A 22599-nucleotide genomic window follows, 5' to 3' on the forward strand; every position below is an offset into this window, starting at 1 on the left:
GACGTGATGCCATCCGACATCTGAATCCGTCTCTCATCTTAAGAGTGAGAGCAGGATCAATGCGAAAAACCGGTTCCCACTTTTTCGCATCCTGCTCCAGCGAGCGAGACCAGGCACGATGGTGAAGAAACTGCCCCGCAGGGATGTCGTCATCGTCGGCCTCGGCTGGACCGGCTCGATCCTCGCGCATGAATTGACCGATGCCGGGCTCGACGTCGTCGCGATCGAGCGCGGTCCCTGGCGCGACACGGCGACCGATTTCAACATCACCTATGCGCCCGACGAGCTGCGCTACGCGATCCGCAAGGACCTGTTCCTGCAGCCGGCGCAGGAAGCGATGACGATGCGCAACAACGCCAGCCAGACGGCGTTGCCGATGCGCGATTACGGCTCCTTCCTGCCCGGAACCGGCGTCGGCGGCGCGGGAACGCATTGGAACGGCCACACCTGGCGCTTCTTCCCCAGCGACTTCGTGCTCAAGACCCACCTGACCGAGCGCTACGGCGCCGAACGCATCGCCGAGCTGTCGATCCAGGATTGGGGCGTCACCTATGACGAGCTCGAAGGCGCCTTCGACCGCTTCGAATATCTCGCCGGCATTTCCGGCAAGGCCGGCAACCTGAACGGCACGATCCAGGAGGGCGGCAATCCGTTCGAGGGGCCGCGCAAGCGCGACTATCCGCTGCCGCCGATGCAAATGACCTATGCGCCGACCCTGTTCGCCGAAGCGGCGCGATCGGTCGGCCTGCACCCGTTTCCGACACCCTCGGCCAACCTGTCGAAGGCCTATGTCAACCCGCTCGGCATCGCCATGGGGCAATGTACCTTCTGCGGCTTCTGCGAGCGCTTCGGCTGCGCCAATTATTCGAAATCGAGCGCGCATACGACGATCCTGCCGGTCCTGATGCGCAAGTCGAATTTCGAGGCGCGGACCGAATGCGAGGTCCTCAAGATCGATCTCGCGCCGGACGGCAAATCGGCGCGCGGCGTCACCTATGTCGACGTTTCCGGCGAGACCTACGAGCAGCCGGCTGACATCGTGCTGCTCAACGCCTATGGCCTGCACAATGTCCGCCTGATGCTGCTCTCTGGCATCGGCACGCCCTATGACCCCGCCACCGGCGCCGGCACGGTCGGACGCAACTACGCCTACCAGACCAATGCCTCGACCCAGGTCTTCTTCGAGGGCAAGAACTTCAACCCCTTCATCGCGGCCGGCGCGCTCGGCCAGTCGCTCGACGACTACAACGGCGACGCCTTCGACCATGCGCCGCTCGATTTCGTCGGCGGCGCTGGCGTCAACTGCATCCCGACCAACGGCCGGCCGATCTCCTACCGCCCGACCCCGCCGGGCACGCCGCGCTGGGGCAGCGCCTGGAAGAAGGCGACGAAGGAGCATTACGGCAACACCCTGATCTTCAGCTCCCAGGGCAGTTCCTACGCGACGCGCGGCAACCATCTCGACCTCGACCCCACCTATAAGGACCGCTTCGGCCGGCCGCTGCTGCGCATCACCTTCGACTTCCCGGACAACGACATCCGCATGTCGAACTGGGTCAGCGACCGCATGCAGGAGATCGCGACGGCGCTCAGCGGCAAGCAGGCCGTGGTCGGCCGCGCCCGCAAGGGCTGGAACGCGGTGCCCTACCAGAGCACGCACAATACGGGGGGCGCGATCATGGGTACGGACCCCGCCACCAGCGCGGTGAACCGGCATCTGCAGAGCTGGGACGTCCCCAATGTCTTCGTCGTCGGCGCCTCCGCCTTTCCCCAGAACGCGGGCAAGAACCCGACCGGGCCTGTCGGCGCCCTCGCCTATTGGGCGGCGGATTCGATCCGCAACCACTACCTGAAGAACCCCGGCCGACTGGTGCAGGCATGAGAAAGGCAGCTCTCCTGGCCGGCATCGTCGCCGCCGCCATCGTCAGCGCGGGCAGCTTCGCCTCCGATCTGTTCGACCGCATCGCGGCCGGGCGCTACCAGGCCGTTCTCGCCGATTGCGCCGCCTGCCATACCGCGCCGGGCGGGCGCCCCTTCGCCGGCGGCGCGCCGCTGGAGACACCGTTCGGCAAGCTGGTGCCGCCGAACATCACGCCCGACCGCGAGACCGGCATCGGCGACTGGAGCTATGTCGAGTTCCGGCGTGCGCTGAAGGAGGGCATCGGCAAGGGCGGCAAGCGGCTCTACCCGGCGATGCCCTATCCCGCCTACACGATGATGAACGAGGCCGACATCGCCGACCTCTGGTCCTATCTCCAGAAGATCGAGCCGGTCCGCAGGCAGGTCGTCGCGAACCAGCTGCCCTTCCCGTTCAACATCCGCGCCGCGATGATCGGCTGGAACCTGTTGAATTTCAGGGCGCGCGACTTCAAGCCCGATCCCGCCAAATCAGCCGAGTGGAATCGCGGCGCCTATCTCGTCAACGGCCCCGCCCATTGCGGCACCTGCCATACGCCCAAGAGCCTGACCGGCGCCGACAAGAACGAGCAGTTCCTGCAGGGCGGCAATCTGCAGAGCTGGGTCGCGCCCAACATCACCAGCGATCCGCACAAGGGGATCGGGAGCTGGTCGGGCGAGGACATCGTCACCTATCTGAAGACCGGGGCGAACCGCTTCGACATCGCCTCGGGCCCGATGTCGGAAGTGATCATCAATTCGACCCAGCACTGGGCCGAGGCCGACCTGAAAGCGGTCGCGACCTATCTCAAGGACATCAAGGGCGACGGCGCCGCGCCCCCGCAGCCGCTCGCAGCGAGCGACCCCGTCATGATGGCGGGCAAGGCGATCTTCGTCGATCGCTGTGCCGCCTGCCATGTCAGCTCCGGCGCAGGCGCCCCGCTCCTGTTTCCGACGCTCGCCAAGGCGCCGGTCGTCAATGGCGACGACCCGACCTCGCTGATCCGCGTCGTGCTCCAGGGCAGCCAGGCCGCGACCACGCCGGCGCGCCCGACGACGCCGGCGATGCCCTCCTTCGCCTGGAATCTCGGCGACGCCGAAGTCGCGAACGTCCTGAATTACGTGCGCAACAGCTGGGGCAACGCAGCGGCGCCCGTCACCGCCGGCGAGGTCAAGGACATGCGCGAGAAGCTGACGCGTTAGCGGTCCAGATCGTCCAGTTCACGGCGCTGCTCGTGCATGCGCAGGAAGACGCGGTAGTCACGATCGAGGCGTCTGCGCGCCTCGGCATCGGGGCGGCTGCGGCGGCTCTTGCCGAGCATGGCGCGGCAGGCCTCGGCAAGGCTGCCGAACCCTCCCGCCGCGGCCGCAGCCATCGCCGTGCCGAGGAGCACCGCGTCGCCCGTCTTCGCCTGCACGACATCGCAGCCCGTCGCATCGGCATAGAGCTCCATCAGCAGCGGGTTGTGCACATGCCCGCCCGCGACATGCAGCGTGTCGATGCGATAGCCCCTTTCGTTGAGCGCCTCGACGATATGGCGCACGCCGAGCGCGATGCCGACCGCCGTGCGCCAATAGAGCCGGCACAGGCTGTCGAAGCCGGCATCGAGCGTCAGGCCCGAGATCACACCGACCGCATGCGGATCGGCCAGAGGCGAGCGGTTGCCATGGAAATCCGGCAGCACATGCAGTCCGCTGGCGAAATTCCCGCCTTCCGCCGCGCGCAGCGCACCGATCCGCGCGACGATCCGCGCATGCGTGGCCGCATCCGGCTCGCCCCCAGTGCCATGCCAGCGAATGATATGGTCGAGCAGGGCGCCGGTCGCCGACTGGCCGCCCTCGTTGAGCCAGGTCCCGGGCAGCACGGCGCCGAGATAGGGCCCCCAGACGCCCGGCACCGCCCGCTGCTCCGGCGAAAGCGCCATCAGGCAGGTCGAGGTGCCGGCGATCAGGGCCGCATTGCGGTCGATGGCGCCGCCCTCAGCCGCGCCGCCGAGCAGGCCGAGCGCGCCGGCATGGGCATCGATCAGCCCGGCCGCGACACGGCATTGCGCGCTTAGGCCGAGTTCATCCGCGGCTTGCCCGGTGAGCGGGCCGAGATCGGCGCCCATGCCGCTCACCGCATCCGGTAGCCCGCCGCGCTCCAGCATGTCGGGGATGCCGACCGTCTCGAAGAAACCGCGCTGCCAGCCGCCCTGATGGGGAAGATAGGTCCATTTGCAGGTCAGGGTGCATTGCGAGCGCGCGGTCGAGCCGGTCGCGCGCCAGGTCAGGAAATCGGCGAGGTCGAAAAAATGGCCGGCGCGCTCCCAGCTCCCCGGGGCATGGCGCTTCAGCCACATCAGCTTCGGCGTCTCCATCTCGGGCGAGATCGCGCCGCCGACGAAATCGAGCACGCTATGCCCGGTTGCGTTGCAGCGCTCGGCCTCGGCAGTGGCGCGATGGTCGAGCCAGACGATGGTGTCCCAGCGCGGTTCCGAACCCGGAGACACCGGCAGCGGCGAGCCCTCCCGGTCGCGGACCACGAGCGAACAGGTGGCGTCGAAGCCAATGCCCCGCACCAGCGCCGCATCGATGCCGGACCGCGCGACCGCCTCGCGAACGGCGGCGCAGACGGCGGCCCAGATCTGGCTGGAATCATGCTCGGCCCAGTCCGGCTGCGGCCTGCGCAAGTCGATCGCCCGCTCGGCCCGGGCCAGCTGCCGGCCTTCGAGATCGAAGACGCCGGCTCTCGCGCTGCCCGTCCCGACATCGACCGCGACGACGAAAGACTGGCGCTTGTCTGGTGCTGGAAAAGCCATGCCCTGCCTCGTTCAGGCCCACCGGAAGGGAGGCGGCCATGATGGCCGCCTCGAGGTCGACCCGTTCAGGCCGGCAACAGGGGCTGGACCCGCTCGGCGATGGCCTTGACCGCATCCTGCGGTGTCTTGCGGCCGAGCACGGCGAGCTGCACCTCCTCGAGGAAGACGGCCTGGGCCCGCACGGCCTCCGGGAAGGCGGGGAAAGCCGGGCGCGCCTTGGCCAGCACCTCGGATTCGATCGTGGCGAGCGGCTGCGACGAGGCGAAGCTCGGCTCGGCATAGGTCGAGATCCGGACCGGGCCGTTGCCGTTGCGCGCCATGCCGAGCGTCATCGCCTTGCTCGACACCGCCTTGATGAAGCTCCAGGCCAGTTCCTTCTCCTTGGCGTTGACGGGAATGGACATCGCCCAGGATTCGACGACCGCGCTCATGCCCGCGCCACCGGGCACCGTCGCCGAGCCCGGGAAGGCGACGGCCTTGATCTTGCCGGCGAATTGCGACTGCTCGGCATTGTTGAGCTGGGCGTAGCGGGCGAAGGGCAGGACGCAGAAGGCGGCCCTGCCCTGCTGCATCCAGGTCACCATGTCGTCATTGCGCGTCGTCGCGTAGCTGCGCGGCAGGGCCTTGGCGGCGAAGAGATCGGCCAGCACCGCGAGCCCCTTCTGCATCGCCTCCCGGTTCGGCATCAGCTTGAAGTCGAGCGTGATGAAATCGCCGCCGAAGGCGCGCGCGAACATCACCGGAAAGACGGAGAGATCGCTCGCCAGCACCATGCCGGAAACCGGCGTGCCGGCGGCCGAGGTGAAGGTCAGCTTCTTGGCCTGCTTGACCAGCTCCTCCAACGTCTTCGGTGGCGCCGCGAGGCCGGCCTCCTTGAGCAGCGCCTCGTTGTAGAACAGCGCCTGGGTCGCGTGCCGCACCGGGATGCCGACGAGCTTGCCGCCGACCGTCATCGCCTTGGTCAGGCCCGGCGCGATATCGTCGAAGGCCTCGATCGGGTCGGCCTTCTGCATCTCGTCGAGCGGCGTGAACAGCTTGGCGACGTCGCCGGTCATGCGGTTGTCGATGACATAGCCGACATTGAACTCGGTCGCGTTCAGGCTCGCCTCGCGGAACAGCCGGTCCTGCAGCGGATTGCTGTCGAGCGTGGTCCAGGCGAGCTTGACCTTCTGCGCCTCGCGCCAGGGCGCGATCACGTCACCGGCCGCCCCCTTGGTCAGGACGTTCTGGTGCACGAGATGCGACAGGATGTTGAGCGTCTTCTCCTGCGCGAGAGCCGGCCCGCCCAGGGCCAGGGATGCGCTGCCGGCGCCTGCCGCAGCGAGGAAACGGCGTCGATTCAGGTACGAGGTCATGGCGTTCTCCCTGGGATGCGGCGACATTCGTCACCCTTTTGTGGCGCCGGCGGTGAGGCCGGCGACGAGAAACCGGTTCATGAAGATCACGAAGAGCAGAACCGGGATGAGCTGCACCGTGGCGCCGGCGAAGAGCACGCCCCAATCGACCCCGTCGACCGAGCTAATCATCTCGGACAGCACGAAGGGCGCAGTCTTGGCCTTGGTCGCGGTGAAGATGAAGGCGAAGAGGAACTCGTTCCAGGCATAGACGACGACGAAGACGGCGACGGCCAGCATGCCGGGCGCTGCCAGCGGCAGGATCACCCGCACGAGCAGGGTCAGCCGGCCGGCGCCGTCGATCGTCGCCGCCTCATCGAGCTCGCGCGGGATCTGGTCGATGAAGGTCCGCATCAGCACCGTGCCGAGCGAGACGAAGAAGGTGGCGTAGAGCAGGATCAGGACGAGATGCGTATCGTTCAGCCCGAGCCAGTTGACCATCGGGAACAGCGGCAACGTCACCACGATCGGCGGGATCAGGCGGATGCAGATCAGGAAGAAGATCGAGCCGGCGAGGAAACGGCTGCGGTAGCGCGAATAGGTGAAGCCGGCGAGCGCGCTCACCGCGACCGCCAGCACGGTCGCGCCGACGGTGACGATCAGGCTGTTCACTAAGCCGGTGAAGAAGCTGCCCCAGCGCTCCCAGAGGTTGAGGTAATGCGCGAAGGTCGGCGTGAAGACGAGCTTGGGCGGCACCGCGAAGATGTCGCGCCCCGGCTTGAACGACGACAGCACGATGAAGGCGATCGGGAAGACCGACCAGAGCACGATCAGGCCGACCGCGGCCGCCTTGCCGAGACCGATGAGGAGACGTTCAGGCCGCATGGGCGGTCTCCTTCCTCAGGCGCCAGATATAGCCCGTCGCCAGCAGCAGCGAGATCGCGACCATGATCCAGGCGGTCGCCGCCGCGCTGCCGAAGGAATTGTACCGGAAGGCCTCGAGATAGAGGTAGACCGCCACGACCTCGGTCTCGCGCGCCGGGCCGCCCTGGGTCATCAGCCAGACCTCCGAGAACAGCCGGAAGGCGAAGATGTAGCGGAACAGCATGGCGATCAGGATCGCCGGCGCCAGCATCGGCAGGGTGACATGGCGGAAGAGCTGCCAGAGCGAGGCGCCGTCGGTCCGCCCCGCCTCGTAGAGCTCCTTGGGGATCGCGAGCCGCGCCGCATAGAGGATGATGAAGGTGAAGGGCAGGTGCAGCCAGATGGTGAGCAGCCCGATCAGCACCAGCCCGTGCGACGGCACGAAGGTCCAGTCGAGCGGCGGCAGCCCCAGCCAGGAAACCGCCGCCGTGACCGGGCCGACATCGGGATCGAACAGGAAGCGCCACATCGCGACCGCGGTCACCTCGCTGATCGCATAGGGCGCGAGCACCACCACCAGCAGCAGGCGCCGCATCGGCAGGCCGCCGGCAAAGAGCAGCGCCATGCCGAGCCCGACCAGCATCTCGAGATGCACCGCGACCGCGACGACGATGACGGTGTTGAGCAGCGAGCGCCAGAAATACGGATCGCCGAGGACGCGGACATAGTTCTCCAGCCCGACGAAGCGGGCCGACTGGCCGAAGGTCGAGGACTGAAAGCTCAGCCAGAGCACGAAGAACGCAGGAATCACGATCACGCCCAGCACCATCACGTGCACGGGCGCGATGAAAGGCAGGGTCGCCCCCGCCAGTCCTCGTGGCTGACGCTCCATTCTCCTCCCTGTCTCCCCGCCTTGGCGGCGGTGGAATCTTATTGGCGCGGACGCCGCCCGGCTCGGGCGGCGTCAGGAGTGGGCGGCAGCGCTCAGGCCGCGCGCGAGGCCGAAGCCGGGGTCGCGGCCATCGGCACCGCGCCTTCGATCGTGGTGCGGTACATCACCCGGCGATAGCCCGGATAATCGTTGATCGCGGTGTGCAGCACATAGGGATTGTTCCACATGCCGAGCGTGTTCTTCTCCCAGCGCAGGCGGCAGTGGAATTCCGGACGCGTGGCGCGCGCCATCAGGAACGCGATCAGCGGCTTGCTCTCCTCCTCGGTCATGCCCTTGAAATGGGTGAGCACGCTGGAGACGAAGACGTAGCGCTTGCCGGTGGTCGGATGCTGGCAGATCACCGGGTGCTCGACGGCCGCGTTCTCGATCGCCTCGACATCCTTGCTGACGCCGAGGCGCTTCTGCGAGGCGTTGATGGCGAAGACGCCGCGGCCGCTATGGATGCCCGTCAGGGTCTCCAGGGTGGCGACCATCTTCGGCGAGAGCGACTGATAGGCCTTCTCGAGGCTCGCGAAGCAGGTGTCGCCGCCGACCGGCGGGATTTCCTCGGCATAGAGCATGGTGATGCCCGGCGGCTTGGGCAGCCAGGCCAGGTCCATGTGCCAGTCCTCGCCGATCACCTTGCCGGTATCGTCGGGCTCGCGCACGAAGCGGACGATGTCCTCATAGCCTTCGAGCCCGGTATGGACCGGATTGCCGCTGAACGGGCCGAAGCGGCGCGCCACCTTCTGCATGCTCGGCGTGTCGAGATCCTGCCCGCGCACCGCCAGGGCATGGAACTCGTGCAGCGCGCGGACGACGTCGCGAAACACGTCCTCCGGTGCCGTCCTCAGGTCGACGCCGATGATCTCGGCGCCCATCGCGCCGGTGAACGGCCGAACCTCGAAACGCTTGTAGTCCTGAACGCTTTTCATGAGCGGTCCTCCTGGTGACCCGTTGCGATCTGCGCCGTGACTTACTTACTCATAAGTAAGTCACCATGAACGCGAGCGCCGGTCAATGGCTTTTTCACTCCTCCAGTTCGAATCAGTGGCGCGCGCGCGCCGTCTCGCCGGACCAGGCCTTCAGCACGGTCTCGTCCAGGGCCGCGAACAGCCGCTCGACCTCCAGGAAACTGCCGGCATCCTGCGTCATCGGCGGGCAGGACAGCAGGGTTGCGCGGAAGATCCGCACGATAGCCTCGACGGGCGCATCGCTGCTGAGCTCGCCCTCCGCGATCGCCGTCCGCACCGCGTGGTCGAGCGCGCGGTCATAGGTGCGGTTGACCTTTTCCAGGGCCTTGACCGCGATCTCGCCGAGCGTCGCGAGGTCGTGCCTGAGACGCGAGAGCGGGCTCCAGACATGGCGGTCGTCCGGCTCCGGATTGTACCGGTCGTAGAAGCGGCGCAGGTCGTCGAGCTGGAACGAGAGGCGCTGGCCCAGCGAATGGCGGCCCGCGGTCCAGTGCTGCTCGATCCGGGCCTGGGCATCGGCCGAGATATCCGCCACGAGCTCGTCCATCAGCAGCCGCTTGCTGCCGAAATGATGATGGATATTGGCCCGCGTCGTGCCGATCACGGCGGCGATGTCGCCGAAGCTGAAGCCGTCATGCCCGCGCAGGACATAGAGTTCGGCGGCGATCGCCTTGATCCGGTCGCGCGTGCTGGCGCCCTCGCCCACCCCGCTGGAAGCCGTCTGCGTCAAGCCAAGCTCCTCCAGAGCCGGATGCATTCAGATGCTGAATCCGTCTCTCGACAATAGGTTAGGGCAGGATCAATGCGAAAAGCCGGTTCCCGTTTTTTCGCATCCCGCTCCGAGTGCCGCTCGCGGCCCGCAGATGGCTCTAGGCCGAGAGCCGTCTTCAAGGCAACTGCAGGCGGACGAGCTGCCATCCCTGCCCTGCCTCGCGTGTGGCCGCGGGTTGCGCCATCACGGGTTGCCGTGAGCGCGAGCTTCGGTCGATGATCCCGCGCCGGCTGCCGCGCCTCTCCGAGCTCGGGCCCGAACGACGAGGACTTGGACCCGATGCAGCTCCCCGAGAACGCCTTCAAGCGCGCGCTGCGCGAGGGCCGCCCGCAAATCGGCTTGTGGTGCAGCCTGCCCGGGGCCTATGCCGCCGAGGCGGTCGCAGGCTCCGGCTTCGACTGGCTGCTGTTCGACACCGAGCATTCGCCGGGCGATCCGTTGACTGTGCTGACGCAGCTCCAGGCCGTCGCGCCCTACCCCGTATCGGCCGTGGTCAGGCCGGCCAGCAACGATGCCGTCCTGATCAAGCGCCTGCTCGATTTCGGCGCGCAGACCCTGCTGATCCCCTATGTCCAGAACGCGGCGGAGGCGCAGGCCGCGGTCGCGGCGATGCGCTATCCGCCCGCGGGCATTCGCGGCGTCTCGGGCGTGACGCGTGCGACGCGCTTCGGGCGGGTCGCCGATTACGGCAAGCGCGCCCACCAGGAACTCTGCCTGCTGGTCCAGATCGAGACGCAGGAAGCGCTCGACAACCTGGAGGCGATCGCCGGGGTCGAGGGCGTCGACGGCGTCTTCATCGGCCCGGCCGACCTTGCCGCCAGCCTCGGCCATGTCGGCGAGCCCGGCCACCCCGAGGTCAAGGCGCTGATCGAGCAGGCGATCGGCCGGATCCGGGCCTGCGGCAAGCCGGCCGGAATCCTGACGCCGGACAACGCCTTCGCCACGCGCTGCATCGAGCTCGGCACGCTCTTCACCGCGGTCGGTGTCGACGCGGCCATGCTGGTTCGCGCCAGCGAGACCCTGGCGCGCCAGTTCGGACGCGGCTGAGAGGCCTCTGCCAACCTCCATAGAGGGACGGCGCACCCGGCAGGCACTAGCTCGACTATGCTGCCGTCAGGGCTTGAGCACCAACCATCGGTTATCGGCTGCCCGAATCAGCTCTAGGAGCCGGATGACTTCAGTTGGAATCGCTTTGCGGTTTCAACTGAAGTCTGAATCCGTCTCTCACTATTAAGTTAGAGCAGGATCAATGCGAAAAACCGGGCTCCCACGTTTTCGCATCCTGCTCTAGCAGCTTTCCGACTGCAGCGAGGCAATCCGCATCAAGCGAGGAATGTTAAGATAACAAATCGTTTTACGGGTCGGCAGATCGATTAAACCTTGCGCTCGAAATGCAGCGAGCGTCCGACACGCTGTTTCCAACGTCATTCCGAGGTAATCTGCGATATCGTTGCGTGGAATAACGATACGAGAGGCATTTTGAAGCACAGGATCCCGCGGAAGATGTTCGCGGATCTGGAGCAAGAACCAAGCCATTCGGCACGTCGCACTCTTTTTTCCCGTCGCAGCCAAAAGGCGGAGGGAAGCTTGAAGAGCCTGATCGGTGCCGCACGGTTCAGGCGCGACAACATCCTCGCGGGGCCGCAAGGTGCATCGCGTCAAGGTTTCAGCGGTGTAACGCTGCAAGGCCGCAGGCGCGATGATGCTTCCGGGCCAGAAGAATGTCACGATCTGGCGAGTGCCGTCGCTCCAGAGCCGAACTGCCCGGATCGCACCGTCGACCACTTCGATGGCGTGGGGCAGGTGCTCGTCTTGCCAGAAAAGAACGACATTGCCGGGAACGAGCCTGAGTCGAGGATCTCGAGCCGGTGGCCGGATCAGGCTTTTTGTAGCTAAAACTCCAGAAAAATTTGCGTGCTGTGAGCTGTCGAGCGTTAGCAACATTTGTCTAACCTCAATCCCGCAACTGTTTAACATCAATACCGCAACGACATCATATCCTTGCCGTGGCGGTTCTCGACTGGGCTTCCGAGGTAGACAACAGGTAGTAGCGGCCGGGCCCCCCGACGGGGCATAGGGTACGGATGGCTATTCAGCAGTGCTCGCCTGCCGCGGCCTGTTCCCCTGCTGAAGGTCCGCTCACGAAGCTGTACGGCGACGGAGCGTGGAACGAGAGGCTTGGAGTCCGCCTCGGCATCCCTCGCATGAGCAATCTACGAGCTATAGGCCGGGCGCCGAGCGCGTTCGCTCACGCGTGAGCCGCTTGGTGTCGACGAGGCCTGCCAACCCTGGGGGGCGTTCGCGTAATGGCGGGACCAGGCGTCGAGCATGAGCAGCCGCCAGAGGATCAAGCCGAAGCCGCGACCTCGGCTGGCCCCGTGAAGCCCCAATATCCGCTCGACCCCTGGCACGTTCCAGTACCGATTTGCCCGGCTTTCGGGAGCGAGGAGCCGGTCTTGGACCATCTCCCGGCCCGCCGGGCTTCGGAACCAATCATCCAACGGCACGCCGAAGCCGCGCTTTTCGGCCTGGAGGGTCGCCGCCGGAAGCAGTCGGGGGCCGAGCGCCCTGAGCGGCAGTTTCCCATGTGTGCGATTGAGAAGCGCCGAGCGCGGAAGCCGCGCTGCCCACTCGACCAGCCTGACATCCAGAAACGGTGAACGAACCTCGATGGAATGCGCCATGGAGGCCCGGTCGACCTTCACCAGCACGTCGTCGGGCAGATAGAGCCCGTAATCCAGCCGCTGCTGGCGGGTCGTCACGCCGGCACCGCTACTTCTTTGCCATCTCTCCCACATCGGCCTGCTCGCAATTCGCATGCTGGGCCGGAGGTCCGGATGAATGATGCCGTCCAATACCGGATCGTCGGGCATTTCATCGAACGCGGCCGCACAGCCATGGTCAGGCAGGGCGAGCTTCGAGAGTCGGAAGCGGGCGAGCGAGCCTTGTGGCAGAAGCCGGCTTGCCGTCCGAAGCGTGCCCCCCACCCGTCCGGCGGCCCTGATCACGCCGGCGCGGTTTACGGCCTCGATGTAGCGGCGATAGCCCGCGAACGTCTCGTCGCCGCCATCTCCGGACAGGAACACCGTGGCGTGCCCGGCCGCCGCCTCGCAGAGCGTGAAGAAGGGCAGCGCAGAGGGATCGCCGAAGGGCTCATCGAAAAACCAGGACAGGCGGTCCACGTCGGCGAGCCCGCCGGACCGCTGCGGGATGATGCGGTGCTGCAATCCCACATGGTTCGCAGTGGCCGAGGCGAGCTTGCTCTCGTCCCAACCCTCCTCCGCAAAGCCGATCGTGAGGGCGAGCGGCGCCACCTCGGACTTTGCCGCCATGGCCGCAACCAGCCCGCTATCGAGGCCGCCCGAGAGAAAGAGACCGACCGGAACGTCGCTGCGAAGACGGATGCGGACGGCGTCGAGCAGCAGGCTTTCGAGCTGGTCCAGTTCCGCCGGCGTGATGAGCCGGCGGCCGGGATCGTCGTTGAGCTCCAGGCTCCAGTAGGGCGTCGGATACGCGGCTTCCGGCCGGTCTAGGGATCCCGAGAGGGCATGGCCCGGCGGCAGCTTGCCGTGGCCCTCGAAAATGCAGGTCTCGCACGGCAGATAGCCGAGGGCCAGGTATTGAACGACGGCGTTGCTGTCGACGCGCCGATGGGCATTCGGCTCGGCGACAAGCGCCTTCAGCTCGGACGCGAAACGGAGGCAGCCGTCAGTGACGGTGTAATAGAGCGGCTTCACGCCCAGCCGGTCCCGAGCCAGCACGAAGCTGCGCGCCTCGGTGTCCACGAACGCGAGCGCGAACATTCCGTTCAGCAGCGGAAGCGCGTCCGCGCCCGACCGCATCAGCAGCCGAAGCAGGACCTCCGTGTCGGAACCACTTCGGAAGCGCTCTCCGACGCGCTCCAGATCCTTGCGAAGCTCAAGATAGTTGTAGATCTCGCCGTTGAAGGCCAGCCAATAACGCCCGTCCTCGCTTCGCATCGGCTGATGCCCCGACGGGCTGAGATCGAGGATGCTGAGGCGCCGGAAACCGAGCTCCCAGCCGTCCCCGCTCTCGATCCCGGCATCGTCGGGACCGCGATGACGCAGCTGTTCGACCATCCGTAAGGTGGCCTCATGCGCCTCCTGAGGACGTCGTCCGAACCATCCGCAAATGCCGCACATCGGTGATTGCCTCGATATTTCCTGCCGACGCGCCACGCACGCCAATCGTCGGCACTCTCGGTCCGGCGATCAGGCAGCCTGGACGGTGATTTGGATATGACGCACGTCAACTCTGCGATGCGGAACCCCGTCAGCTTGGGTGCCAATGCGCGCAATCGTGCCAGGGCGGGCATCGACCCCCGTCCGCGTCCGCAATTGCGAGCCAGGAGCAGTCCGGATCATGCTTGAAGCCACGATTGCGTCCAGAGCCGCGGCCAGCCGAGCGACCGCCATGCGCAACTCCTCTGCGTCCACGGAAACCGAGGGCCAATTCAAGTCCGCCGATCGGCGGATACGGTGGTGCTTCTACTCGCCCGGCCACCGCTCCGTGAGGGTGCTGGGCGGGGATACGCGCATGTCGGGCGGCGCGGAGGCGCAAGTGGCTCATCTCGCGGCCGCCATGGCGCGGCTCGGACACGAGGTCAGCCTGATCTATGGCGATGGGGAGGGGCGCTCGCCGCCAGCGACCATCGCGGGCGTTCTCTGTCTCGATGCCGCGCCCTCATGGCGCAGGCCTTCGAGCGCGGCGCGGCTGTGGCGGGCATTGAAGGACGTTTCGCCCACCGTTCTCTATGCGCGCCTGCCCGACGATTTTCTCTGGCTGGTGAGGCTGATGAGCCGTTTCCGCAGCCGAACCCGCTTCGTCTATGCGCTCGCGCATGACGATCACTGCAAGCCCTGGTCCACCTATGGGCATCGGCCGTGGCTCCATAATCCGCTCTATGCGCTCGGGCTGCACGGCGCGGATGCGATCGCGATCCAGCATGAGGGGCAACGGACCCGGCTCTCGCATCGGCTACGAGGGCGCGCCTTCCCCGTGCCGAACCTCCTGAGGTCCTTCGCGTCCCGGCCTCGGCCCCTGGAGGGCACCCAGATCGACGCCCTCTGGATTGCGCAGATCCGCCCCGAGAAGCGTTTTGAACGGTTCCTCGACCTCGCCGAATCCTGCCCGGATCTCCGTTTCAGCGTCGTTGGCGGGTTCGATCCGACCTTCCCCCGCGCGATGCGGTCGGATCTCGAACGCAAGATGCGCTCGCTGAGCAACGTCGCCTTCCTGGGCCCGAGGCAAGCCGCTGAAATCATCGCGCTCCTCGAGGGCAGCAAGGTCCTGGTCAATACATCCGACGCGGAAGGCTTTCCCAACACGATGCTGGAGGCCTGGAGCGCCGGCGTTCCGGTGCTGTCGCTCTCGGTCGACCCGGGACAGGTGATCGAAACGCAGGGGCTGGGGCGGATCAGCCGGACGGAAGCGGGTTTGCTGAGCGATCTGCACCTGCTCACGAAGAACGGCACCCTGAATCGCGAGATGGGCGAACGCGCGCTGGACTATGTGAGGCGCCGCCACAACATGCCGACGGTCTGCGACATGCTGGAATCGGCAGCTCTGGGCCGGCCGGTGAGCGCCCCCATCGACGGAACCGCTCGGTTGCAGGACGCAACGCCATGAGCGCCGGAATCCTGGCGGGACGGGGCGCGATGTTCGGCACTCTCGCAGCCGGGATGGCTTTGTTGGCACTCGTCATCGTCGGGCTCCTCTTTCTCAAGGATCCGCTGGCGCCTCTGCTGCTCATTGGCATGGCCGTGGCCGGGACGCTGGGACTGCTTCTGCTGCAGCGACCGTTCACGGCGACGTTGATCGCCTGGTTCCTGATACTCCTTCCGCCCGGCGACCTTCGTTTCGACGAGACCACTTACACGCTTGCGGCGAATGGGGCCGTCCTGGCGGCTCTGGGTGCCGGGACGGCTCAGGCGATGGGCCGACCGGGACCGATCCGGTGGAACGCTACCTGCCTGCTCGTCCTGCTCTACATCTTGTGGGGCGTGGTGACGTTGCTTTGGGCGCCGGACCTGATCGAGGCGCGCCGCAAGCTGGTGTCCTGGACGATCAGCTTTATTCTCTTGCTCACGATCATCAATCAACTCAGGTCGGTTGATGCGCTCGACAGATTCATGAAGATGTTGAGTCTCATGGGTTGGCTGCTTGTTGCATGCGCAATCTATACCATCTTCTTCGGAGGCTATGAGTTCGGGCAGAGATTGAAAGTCTTCGAGACCAACGAGAATGTTTTTGGCTTGATGCTCATCACGACGCTTCCCGGCGTCCTGTGGCCTGTTCTGCGTTCGTCAGGCCCGCGGCGGATCGTCATGATGGTCCTGAGCGTCGTGTTCCTCCTCTGCGTTCTGCTCGGCACGGCGCTGAGCGGATCGCGCGGCAGCTCGCTCGCGGTCCTGCTGTTGCTGGTCGCCTTCCTGTTTGGAAAGTCGACCCGGACATGGGGGATCGTCGGTCTCGCCCTCCTTCTCTGCATCGCGGTCGCCGCGCCGTTCCTTTTCGAGACGATTTCCAATCGGTTCGCCGAGGAACAGGGTGGGGAGTTCGGCGGGCGAGAGGTGCTGTGGTGGGCGAGCCTTCAGCTCCTCCGCGATTATCCCGCGACCGGAGTCGGCATCGGCAACGGTCCGTTCGCGCTGCACCCCTATCTGGCTGCGCTGACCACAGAGTCCAACCACCGGCTCGACTTGCCGAGCCATCAGCCCTTCCTCGAAGTTGCCATTGAGACGGGGCTCTTCGGCCTGCTCATCTATGTCGCCATTTTGGCATCGGCAATTCTGAGTTTCGTCAGATTTCGCGCCGCTTGGACGGCCAGCCGGGAGATGCCGAACGCCTACTACGCCATCATACCGGGCATCACCGTCGCTTATGTGATGGCCTGGATCAAATCGGGAGGGCTCGAGAACCACACCAGTCTCCTCGTGGTTCTGGTGCTGCTTCTCGCCCCATCGCTGATCGCAACGGCACAGGCCCGGGAGCCTGTCGCGGAGCGGCGGTCGGGGGAGGCACCGTCCTGGAATCGATCACCGGCGAGCGTCGGCCATGCGGCCGGTTAGCGCCGTGCTGACGCGCGCGTCCGCCCACGGCGATCCGAGCATCTCCGGTCGCGCCTGCTGCGAGAAGCCACGCGACAGCGGCGAGCTGAAGCGGTTGCTGCCGGTCGACACGGGCTCGTCAGAGCGTTGGACCGCAGCCTTGCACCACGATCAGCGCGGCGGGGTCGGCTCGACATCGCTCGACGCCGCCGCAGCTCCGACGCGAACAGGCCCGGAGGATCATTCGGGAAGCCGCCGATTCTCCCTGAACGTCCTGAGCAGCTTCGGCTTCATCTCGCTCAATGCCGGGCTGATGGTCTGGTATGTCCCGTTCTTGCTGAGCAACCTCGGGCTGGCCGCCTATGGAATGCTGTCGCTCGTCAATTCTCTGGTCCTCTATCTAGCGATCGTGACCGATAGCCTGAATGGGTCCGTCTTCCGCTACCTGGGGATCGACCTCAGCCAAGGCAACGTCGCGTCGGCGAACCGGACGTTCAACAGCGCACTGATCCTGGCCGTCTACGGCTGCTGCGTGTTGCTCGTCCCGATCGGCGCCACCATCTACTTGTTGCCGCTGATGTTCCAGGTCCCGCCGGACCTGGTTGCGGCAACCAGGTTCCTGCTGGCTGCGATTGGCGTGGCGGCAATGGCTGCGCTCGTCGGCGGGGTTTTCGGCGTGTCGAGCCTCATCCGTCATCGGTTCGATTTGCGCAACATCGTCCGGTCCTTGGTCGCGTTGTGCAGGATCGGCGTCGTGGCGCTTCTCTTCGCCGTCGAATCCCCAAGTCTCGTCCATGTCGGGATTGGCCTCATCGTGGCGGCCACCGTCGGTCTGGCAGGGGAAGTCCTCCTGTGGAGGAAACTGACGCCTGAGCTCTCGATCAACCCTCGCCTGATCGAGCGCGCGCGATTTCGTCCTCTCATTGGCCTCGGCGGCTGGTCTGCGATCAACGTCATCGGCCTTCTGTTCATCATGCAGGTCGATGTCGTCATCGTGAATAAACTGTTGGGACCTGAAGCGACAGGTCGCTATGCTTCCGTCTTACTGTTTCCAGTGCTGATCTACACCATGGGGGAAGCCGTTCTCCCGGTGCTGAGCCCAGCCATCATGGCGCATTACGCGACAGGCGCCAGACAAGCCCTTCAGGATCTGGCAAGGCGCTCCGTCAGGCTTCTCGCCGTTGCACTTGCCCTGCCAATCGGCCTTCTCTGCGGCATGGGTGCGCCGCTGCTGGCGCTTTGGCTCGGCCCGGCTTTCGCCGATCTCGAAACCATTCTGATCCTTCTCGTCGCGCCTCTGACCATCAATCTGGCCACGCGGCCTCTCTCCTACGTGCTGACGGCCTATAACGAGGTCAAAATCCAGGGCCTCGTGACGCTCGTTCTCGGCGCGGCGAACGTTGTCTTGGCGATCGCGCTCGTGCGGGCCGGTTGGGGCCTCGTCGGCGTCCCGGCAGCCGCGGCGCTCGTCTGGACCGTGCGGAACGTGCTCTTCGTGTCGAGCCGTAGCGCCGTCTTGCTGGGGCTTCGCTGGTACGCCTTCATTGGCCACCTCGCCATCGGCCTGTTGGCAATGGCTGGCGTGGCCGCGCTCGGCCGAATCCTGCGTGCGCTGTGGTGGCCGACCGACTGGCCGTCGCTGGCCTTTTTCGCGGCCGTGATCTCCCTCGCTTATGGCGCGTTCGCCTACTTCATCCTGATGACAAAGGCCGATCGCGCGCTGGTGTCGAGCGCCTTTGCGAGGAGAAGCGCGTCGTGAGCTCCGAGCCGAGGACACGAGCCCTGGGGCACACAGCGTCAGTGCACCGCTTCCAGCCGCCGGCGTCGCGGGGCAGCACGATGCCGGACGCGGCGGACAGGCCTCGCGAAAGGCCCGAGGGCCGGCCCGAGCCGGTCGCGGTGCTGATCGGCCAGCTGTCGCAAGGCGGCAGCGAACGCCAGCTCTTCATGTTTCTGAGCCATTGCGACCGCACGCGCTGGGCTCCGGTCGTCTACGTGTCTGGCGAGCTCGGGTTCTGGGAAGAGCATATCCGCGCCCTCGGCATCCCGGTACGGCTCCTCACGGGGGGCCGGCTCGCGAAGATGCGTCAGCTCCGTGCCGCCTGTGCGGCTCAGGGCACCAGGTACTTCTTCTCGTGGTCGTCCTACACGAACCCGTTCGGCCTGGCCCTTCTGGGCCTGGACGTTTGGCGCATCGGCTCCTTCCGGAACGCCCTGTTCGCTGATCTGCCCGCTCGCCTCAGGACAGCCTGGGCCTGGGCGAGCCTTTCGGCGATATCGCTCGCCGTGTGCAACTCCAGGGAAACCTACGACGAGATCGCGCTGAGAAAAGCCGCGCGCCCGAAGCCGGTCTACATTCCCAACGGCGTCGAACCGCCAGCCATCGATCAGATCGCCGTCTGGCGCGCGACGTGGCGCGCGCGGCTCGGCATTGGAGATGACGTGGTCCTCGTGGTGGGCGTTGGCCGCCTTGTAAGGCAGAAGCGGTTCGATCGCTTCGTCCAGGTCATCGAGAAGGCGCGCAAGGAAGTCCCCGCGGTGGCAGTTGTCGCTGGCAAGGATTTCGGCTGCCTTCAGGATCTCGAGCGCCAGGTCGCGCAGTCGAACCTGAATGAGGCGGTGCGATTCATCGGCGCGATCCCCGACGCTCGGGAGCTGATTTCTGCCGCGGATATCCTCCTGCTGTCATCCGATCACGAAGGCATGCCCAATGTCGTGCTGGAGGCCATGTCGGCGAGCGTGCCGTCGGTCGTCACCCGGGTCAACGCCGTCGCCGATCTGATCGAGCATGGAGAAACTGGCTTCATTGCGGATCGCGACGCAGACGATCTCGCACGGCATGTGGTTCGTCTGGCCACGGATTGCGAGCTTCGTCGCCAGGTCGGCGAACGCGCACGTTCCGCCGTCATGCTCCGGCACGGTCCCCGCGCCATCGCCCAGCAGCTTTGGGCCTTGTGCGACGCTAGAGCCGGATGACTTCAGTTGGAATCGCTTTGCGTCCGCGATGCCGAATTGCGAGAGCGGCTCAGGAAACGTGGGCGCGCTCTGATGCGCGACAATACGCTCGAAGCCAATCGCGACCGAATCTTGGAGGACGTCCGTGAGGAAATCGCTCGGCAGAGAACATAGCTATCGGTCGGCCCTCCAGGACTATCCCGGCGGGATCGTTCCGGCGCGCCCGACGGTCAGCGTGGTGGTGCCGACCTACAATGAAGCTTCGGGGCTGGAGCAGCTCGTCAGCGACATCATCGCCCAGGATTACGATCGGATCGTCGAGATCTTCTTCGTCGACGGTTGCTCGAAAGACGGAACATACGAGACCTTGCTCGACCTGGACGGTCGGAACCCGACGTTTCGTGTCTTGCGCAACAGCAAGGGGCAGACTGCAGCGGGCATCAATCTGGCCTTCGGCCAGGCGACTGGCGATGTGGTCATACGCCTCGACGCTCATGCCCGCTTCGAGCCTGACGTGGTGCGCAAGAGCGTGGAAAGCCTGTTGCGAACGGGAGCTGCGGGCGTGGGCGCGATCGCGCGTCCGGCCGAGAGCGGGACGCTCGTCGGCCGCGCCATCGTGAGCGCGCATAGAAGCCCGTTCGGGGTCGGGGTTGCGAAGTTTCGCAAGGACGGGGCGGAGGGCTGGGCGGATACGGTCTGGAACGGCTGCTATTGGAGGCACGTCGTCGATCGGGTCGGACCGCTGCGCGAGGATCTTCACCGGGCCGAAGACAATGATTTCAACGCCCGTGTTCGCAGCCTCGGCTACGGGCTCTACCTGTCGCCCGACATTCGCGCCCTCTATCAGCCACGGCATACCTTGGGGGGCTTGTGGCGGCAGTATTTCGCCAATGGCGTGGGGGTCGCGCGGGCAGCCCTCGGCAGCTCGGGAGCTGTGACGATGCGGCACTTCGCGCCGCTCGGCCTGGTCCTGCTTGTGGTCCTGCCGGCCTTGCTCTCGTTGGTTTCTCCGCCGGCGCTGCTCGTCGCAAAGGCAGCCCTGCTCGGCTACGCGGCCGTTCTGCTCCTGTCGGTGCTGCTTGCAGCCCGCGACGAGCCGGCCCGTCACGTCGCACTCCTTCCAGCGGTGCTGGCGACGCTCCATCTCAGCTATGGATTGGGAACGAGCTGGGGGTTCGTTCGGGGCGCGTTCGGCCGAATGAGCCGGGCAAGGGCACCCGCATCCCAGCAGGACGATCGCGCGAATGAGCCGGTCTGTAGCGCGACCGCGGCCGTGTCGGCTCCGACGAGCCCTGACCGGAAGACCGCACGGCCGGTGTTGACGAGCGTCAAGAGCTCCGCGCGCCAGACGGGCATGTGACTAGAGCAGGATGCGAAAAAGTGGGAACCGGTTTTTCGCATTGATCCTGCTCTAACCTATTGGTGAGAGACGGATTCAGACTTCAGTTGGAACCGCAAAGCGATTCCAACTGAAGTCATCCGGCTCTAGCAGTTGCTGTGACAGGCAAGAACGTGGAGCCAACCGCCATGAAGCGCCTCGACGTACTATCGCGCCGTTCACTTATCCGAAGCGCGGGTATGGGACTGCTGGCTTCCACTGGCTTGGCGGCGCGCTCCGCCCTGAGCGCCGACGAAACATCCTACTACGTCGCGCCGACCGGGGACGACGTTGCTGGCAATGGCTCGATCGGCTCGCCTTGGGCGACCTTGCAAAAGGCCTATTCGGCCGCCCGGCCCGGCGCCACGATCTTTCTGCGCGGCGGGACCTATGATCTCACGGGCCCCTCGGGCATCCATCTCACGGGCCATTCCGGGACATCCGAAAAGCCCATCACGATCCGGAACCACGCCGCCGAAGCCGTCATCCTGAATGGTTCCGGCCTGGCCTCGGCCAGGGATAGCTTCAACAGCCCGACCGATGCGGGGGGCTACGTATTATCGCTCTACAACGTGTCCCACATCATCATCAAAGGCCTGGACATCCGCAATGGACCAATGGGGGGCGTCATCCTCGATGGTGGGCAGTCGCTCGACGAAGGGTCGCACGGCAATATTTTTGAGAACCTCAGAATCCATGGCAATGGCTGGAATGGATCGGAGGGCAAAGGCTTCTCGCTGTTCGGCTACGCAACCGGCAATCTGCTGGTGAACTGCGACAGCTACTTCAACGTCGATCTCGAGCAGGGCAACGCGGACGGATTTCAGATCAGCCCTTGGGGCCCGGCTTCGACCGGCAACGCGCTGAGAGGCTGCCGTGCCTGGCAGAATTCCGACGACGGCTTCGATCTGTTCAACGTGAACGACAATACCGTGCCCGCGCCCGTCGTGCTGAGCCGCTGTTGGGCTTGGAAGAACGGCTTCCTTGCTGATGGATCGCAGGGCAAGGGCGAAGGGAACGGCTTCAAGCTGGGCGGTCAACGGCAAGCGGCGAAGGGCAACGCCAGCGGAACCTCCGGCGGACATACCGTGACCGACTGCTACGCCTGGGGCAACGTTCTGAACGGCTTCACGGATAATTCCGCCACGATTGCCAACACGGTCGTGAATTGCACCGCCTACGACAATTGCCGCAGCAAGGACGAGAACGGACGCCCGTCGGAGACCTGGACATATGATTTCTACTTTCCGACGCCGGCGGGACACGTGCTGACGGGCAATGTCGCGTTTCAACCGGCCGGCCGTGAGGCGCGGGTTGCGGCCGAGAATACCGACCGGAACAATTCCTGGACGCAATCGCCTCCCGTCTCCCCGGCAAGCTTCATCTCTCTCTCCGACGCTACTGCGACCGGTCGACGGATGGCGGACGGATCCTTGCCCGAAACGGCGTTTCTCCGGTTGGCCCCCGGGTCAAACCTGCGGAAGACGGGACCAGGCTCGGTTCCGTTGTAGGTTCGCTTGCAAGAGGTGGCCTTTCGCGGCCGGGCACGCCGGTCTTCAGCCTAAGCCTAGACTTAGGACCTACGAATTTCGTTTGAGAGATGATTCACGGTGCCTGGAGGACG

The 22599-nt window shown here is 65.7% G+C and carries 17 protein-coding genes; 9 read left to right on the top strand and 8 right to left on the bottom strand.

Annotated features, from left to right (window positions below):
• Window positions 1-118: 118 nt before the first annotated feature.
• Both ACTIF2_RS21650 and ACTIF2_RS21655 read left to right on the top strand, forming a co-directional pair.
• Window positions 119-1882, top strand: a complete 1764-nt coding sequence (locus tag ACTIF2_RS21650) for a GMC family oxidoreductase (protein WP_439499191.1) — start codon at window positions 119-121, stop codon at window positions 1880-1882.
• Window positions 1879-3099 carry a cytochrome c gene (locus ACTIF2_RS21655; RefSeq protein ID WP_439499192.1) on the top strand — a complete coding sequence of 407 codons (1221 nt, stop codon included), beginning with the start codon at window positions 1879-1881 and terminating at the stop codon, window positions 3097-3099. Before ACTIF2_RS21650 ends, ACTIF2_RS21655 begins: the two co-directional genes overlap by 4 nt.
• Here the strand turns inward: ACTIF2_RS21655 and ACTIF2_RS21660 are convergent.
• The 6 genes from ACTIF2_RS21660 to ACTIF2_RS21685 all read right to left on the bottom strand — a co-directional run bounded on the left by ACTIF2_RS21660 (window position 3096) and on the right by ACTIF2_RS21685 (window position 9530).
• Entirely contained in the window at window positions 3096-4697 is a 1602-nt protein-coding gene (locus ACTIF2_RS21660; protein ID WP_439499193.1) for an FGGY-family carbohydrate kinase, read from the bottom strand. The genes ACTIF2_RS21655 and ACTIF2_RS21660 overlap by 4 nt on opposite strands.
• Window positions 4698-4762: 65 nt before the next feature.
• Window positions 4763-6052 (bottom strand): ABC transporter substrate-binding protein, encoded by a 1290-nt coding sequence (locus ACTIF2_RS21665; RefSeq protein WP_439499194.1) that lies wholly within the window; start codon window positions 6050-6052, stop codon window positions 4763-4765.
• Window positions 6053-6082: 30 nt separating this feature from the next.
• Window positions 6083-6916: a carbohydrate ABC transporter permease gene (locus ACTIF2_RS21670; RefSeq protein ID WP_439499195.1), complete on the bottom strand. Its 834-nt coding sequence runs from the start codon at window positions 6914-6916 to the stop codon at window positions 6083-6085.
• Entirely contained in the window at window positions 6906-7787 is an 882-nt protein-coding gene (locus ACTIF2_RS21675) for a carbohydrate ABC transporter permease (protein WP_439499196.1), read from the bottom strand. Before ACTIF2_RS21675 ends, ACTIF2_RS21670 begins: the two co-directional genes overlap by 11 nt.
• A gap of 92 nt (window positions 7788-7879) precedes the next feature.
• The gene (locus ACTIF2_RS21680; RefSeq protein WP_439499197.1) at window positions 7880-8761 is read right to left on the bottom strand and encodes a TauD/TfdA dioxygenase family protein; all 882 of its coding nucleotides are present in this window, start codon (window positions 8759-8761) and stop codon (window positions 7880-7882) included.
• A gap of 112 nt (window positions 8762-8873) precedes the next feature.
• The gene (locus ACTIF2_RS21685) at window positions 8874-9530 is read right to left on the bottom strand and encodes a TetR/AcrR family transcriptional regulator (RefSeq protein WP_439499198.1); all 657 of its coding nucleotides are present in this window, start codon (window positions 9528-9530) and stop codon (window positions 8874-8876) included.
• Window positions 9531-9851: 321 nt separating this feature from the next.
• On the opposite strand from ACTIF2_RS21685, the gene hpaI reads away from it, so the two are divergent.
• Window positions 9852-10619 (top strand): 4-hydroxy-2-oxoheptanedioate aldolase, encoded by a 768-nt coding sequence (hpaI, locus tag ACTIF2_RS21690; RefSeq protein WP_439499199.1) that lies wholly within the window; start codon window positions 9852-9854, stop codon window positions 10617-10619.
• Between the two features lie 240 nt (window positions 10620-10859).
• Here hpaI and ACTIF2_RS21695 read toward each other — a convergent pair whose 3' ends face one another.
• Both ACTIF2_RS21695 and asnB read right to left on the bottom strand, forming a co-directional pair.
• Window positions 10860-11516 carry a Crp/Fnr family transcriptional regulator gene (locus tag ACTIF2_RS21695; RefSeq protein ID WP_439499200.1) on the bottom strand — a complete coding sequence of 219 codons (657 nt, stop codon included), beginning with the start codon at window positions 11514-11516 and terminating at the stop codon, window positions 10860-10862.
• Window positions 11517-11785: 269 nt separating this feature from the next.
• Window positions 11786-13735, bottom strand: a complete 1950-nt coding sequence (gene asnB, locus ACTIF2_RS21700; RefSeq protein ID WP_439499201.1) for an asparagine synthase (glutamine-hydrolyzing) — start codon at window positions 13733-13735, stop codon at window positions 11786-11788.
• A gap of 220 nt (window positions 13736-13955) precedes the next feature.
• Here asnB and ACTIF2_RS21705 point away from each other — a divergent pair, with 220 nt between their 5' ends.
• The 6 genes from ACTIF2_RS21705 to ACTIF2_RS21730 all read left to right on the top strand — a co-directional run bounded on the left by ACTIF2_RS21705 (window position 13956) and on the right by ACTIF2_RS21730 (window position 22486).
• Window positions 13956-15221 (top strand): glycosyltransferase family 4 protein, encoded by a 1266-nt coding sequence (locus ACTIF2_RS21705; RefSeq protein WP_439499202.1) that lies wholly within the window; start codon window positions 13956-13958, stop codon window positions 15219-15221.
• On the top strand, window positions 15218-16663 hold the full coding sequence (locus ACTIF2_RS21710; protein WP_439499203.1) for an O-antigen ligase family protein: 1446 nt from the start codon (window positions 15218-15220) through the stop codon (window positions 16661-16663). Before ACTIF2_RS21705 ends, ACTIF2_RS21710 begins: the two co-directional genes overlap by 4 nt.
• 4 nt (window positions 16664-16667) lie before the next feature.
• Window positions 16668-18401 carry a lipopolysaccharide biosynthesis protein gene (locus ACTIF2_RS21715; RefSeq protein WP_439499204.1) on the top strand — a complete coding sequence of 578 codons (1734 nt, stop codon included), beginning with the start codon at window positions 16668-16670 and terminating at the stop codon, window positions 18399-18401.
• An 80-nt stretch (window positions 18402-18481) separates the two neighbouring features.
• Complete coding sequence (locus ACTIF2_RS21720; protein WP_439499205.1) at window positions 18482-19618, top strand: glycosyltransferase; 1137 nt, start codon at window positions 18482-18484, stop codon at window positions 19616-19618.
• A 124-nt stretch (window positions 19619-19742) separates the two neighbouring features.
• Window positions 19743-20957 (top strand): glycosyltransferase family 2 protein, encoded by a 1215-nt coding sequence (locus ACTIF2_RS21725; protein WP_439499206.1) that lies wholly within the window; start codon window positions 19743-19745, stop codon window positions 20955-20957.
• 167 nt (window positions 20958-21124) lie between these two features.
• Window positions 21125-22486 carry a right-handed parallel beta-helix repeat-containing protein gene (locus tag ACTIF2_RS21730; protein WP_439499207.1) on the top strand — a complete coding sequence of 454 codons (1362 nt, stop codon included), beginning with the start codon at window positions 21125-21127 and terminating at the stop codon, window positions 22484-22486.
• Window positions 22487-22599: the final 113 nt, after the last annotated feature.

Origin of the sequence: Allobosea sp., from assembly GCF_051860145.1 — a bacterium.
Classification (GTDB): domain Bacteria; phylum Pseudomonadota; class Alphaproteobacteria; order Rhizobiales; family Beijerinckiaceae; genus Allobosea.

What these genes read in the sequence shown, in the direction of transcription:
- ACTIF2_RS21660 (WP_439499193.1), bottom strand. Translation starts at nt 4,697, where the DNA reads ATGGCTTTTCCAGCACCAGACAAGCGCCAGTCTTTCGTCGTCGCGGTC.
- asnB (WP_439499201.1), bottom strand. Translation starts at nt 13,735, where the DNA reads ATGTGCGGCATTTGCGGATGGTTCGGACGACGTCCTCAGGAGGCGCAT.
- hpaI (WP_439499199.1), top strand. Translation starts at nt 9,852, where the DNA reads ATGCAGCTCCCCGAGAACGCCTTCAAGCGCGCGCTGCGCGAGGGCCGC.
- ACTIF2_RS21670 (WP_439499195.1), bottom strand. Translation starts at nt 6,916, where the DNA reads ATGCGGCCTGAACGTCTCCTCATCGGTCTCGGCAAGGCGGCCGCGGTC.
- ACTIF2_RS21705 (WP_439499202.1), top strand. Translation starts at nt 13,956, where the DNA reads ATGCTTGAAGCCACGATTGCGTCCAGAGCCGCGGCCAGCCGAGCGACC.
- ACTIF2_RS21695 (WP_439499200.1), bottom strand. Translation starts at nt 11,516, where the DNA reads ATGTTGCTAACGCTCGACAGCTCACAGCACGCAAATTTTTCTGGAGTT.
- ACTIF2_RS21710 (WP_439499203.1), top strand. Translation starts at nt 15,218, where the DNA reads ATGAGCGCCGGAATCCTGGCGGGACGGGGCGCGATGTTCGGCACTCTC.
- ACTIF2_RS21665 (WP_439499194.1), bottom strand. Translation starts at nt 6,052, where the DNA reads ATGACCTCGTACCTGAATCGACGCCGTTTCCTCGCTGCGGCAGGCGCC.
- ACTIF2_RS21730 (WP_439499207.1), top strand. Translation starts at nt 21,125, where the DNA reads ATGAAGCGCCTCGACGTACTATCGCGCCGTTCACTTATCCGAAGCGCG.
- ACTIF2_RS21675 (WP_439499196.1), bottom strand. Translation starts at nt 7,787, where the DNA reads ATGGAGCGTCAGCCACGAGGACTGGCGGGGGCGACCCTGCCTTTCATC.
- ACTIF2_RS21655 (WP_439499192.1), top strand. Translation starts at nt 1,879, where the DNA reads ATGAGAAAGGCAGCTCTCCTGGCCGGCATCGTCGCCGCCGCCATCGTC.
- ACTIF2_RS21680 (WP_439499197.1), bottom strand. Translation starts at nt 8,761, where the DNA reads ATGAAAAGCGTTCAGGACTACAAGCGTTTCGAGGTTCGGCCGTTCACC.
- ACTIF2_RS21650 (WP_439499191.1), top strand. Translation starts at nt 119, where the DNA reads ATGGTGAAGAAACTGCCCCGCAGGGATGTCGTCATCGTCGGCCTCGGC.
- ACTIF2_RS21720 (WP_439499205.1), top strand. Translation starts at nt 18,482, where the DNA reads ATGCCGGACGCGGCGGACAGGCCTCGCGAAAGGCCCGAGGGCCGGCCC.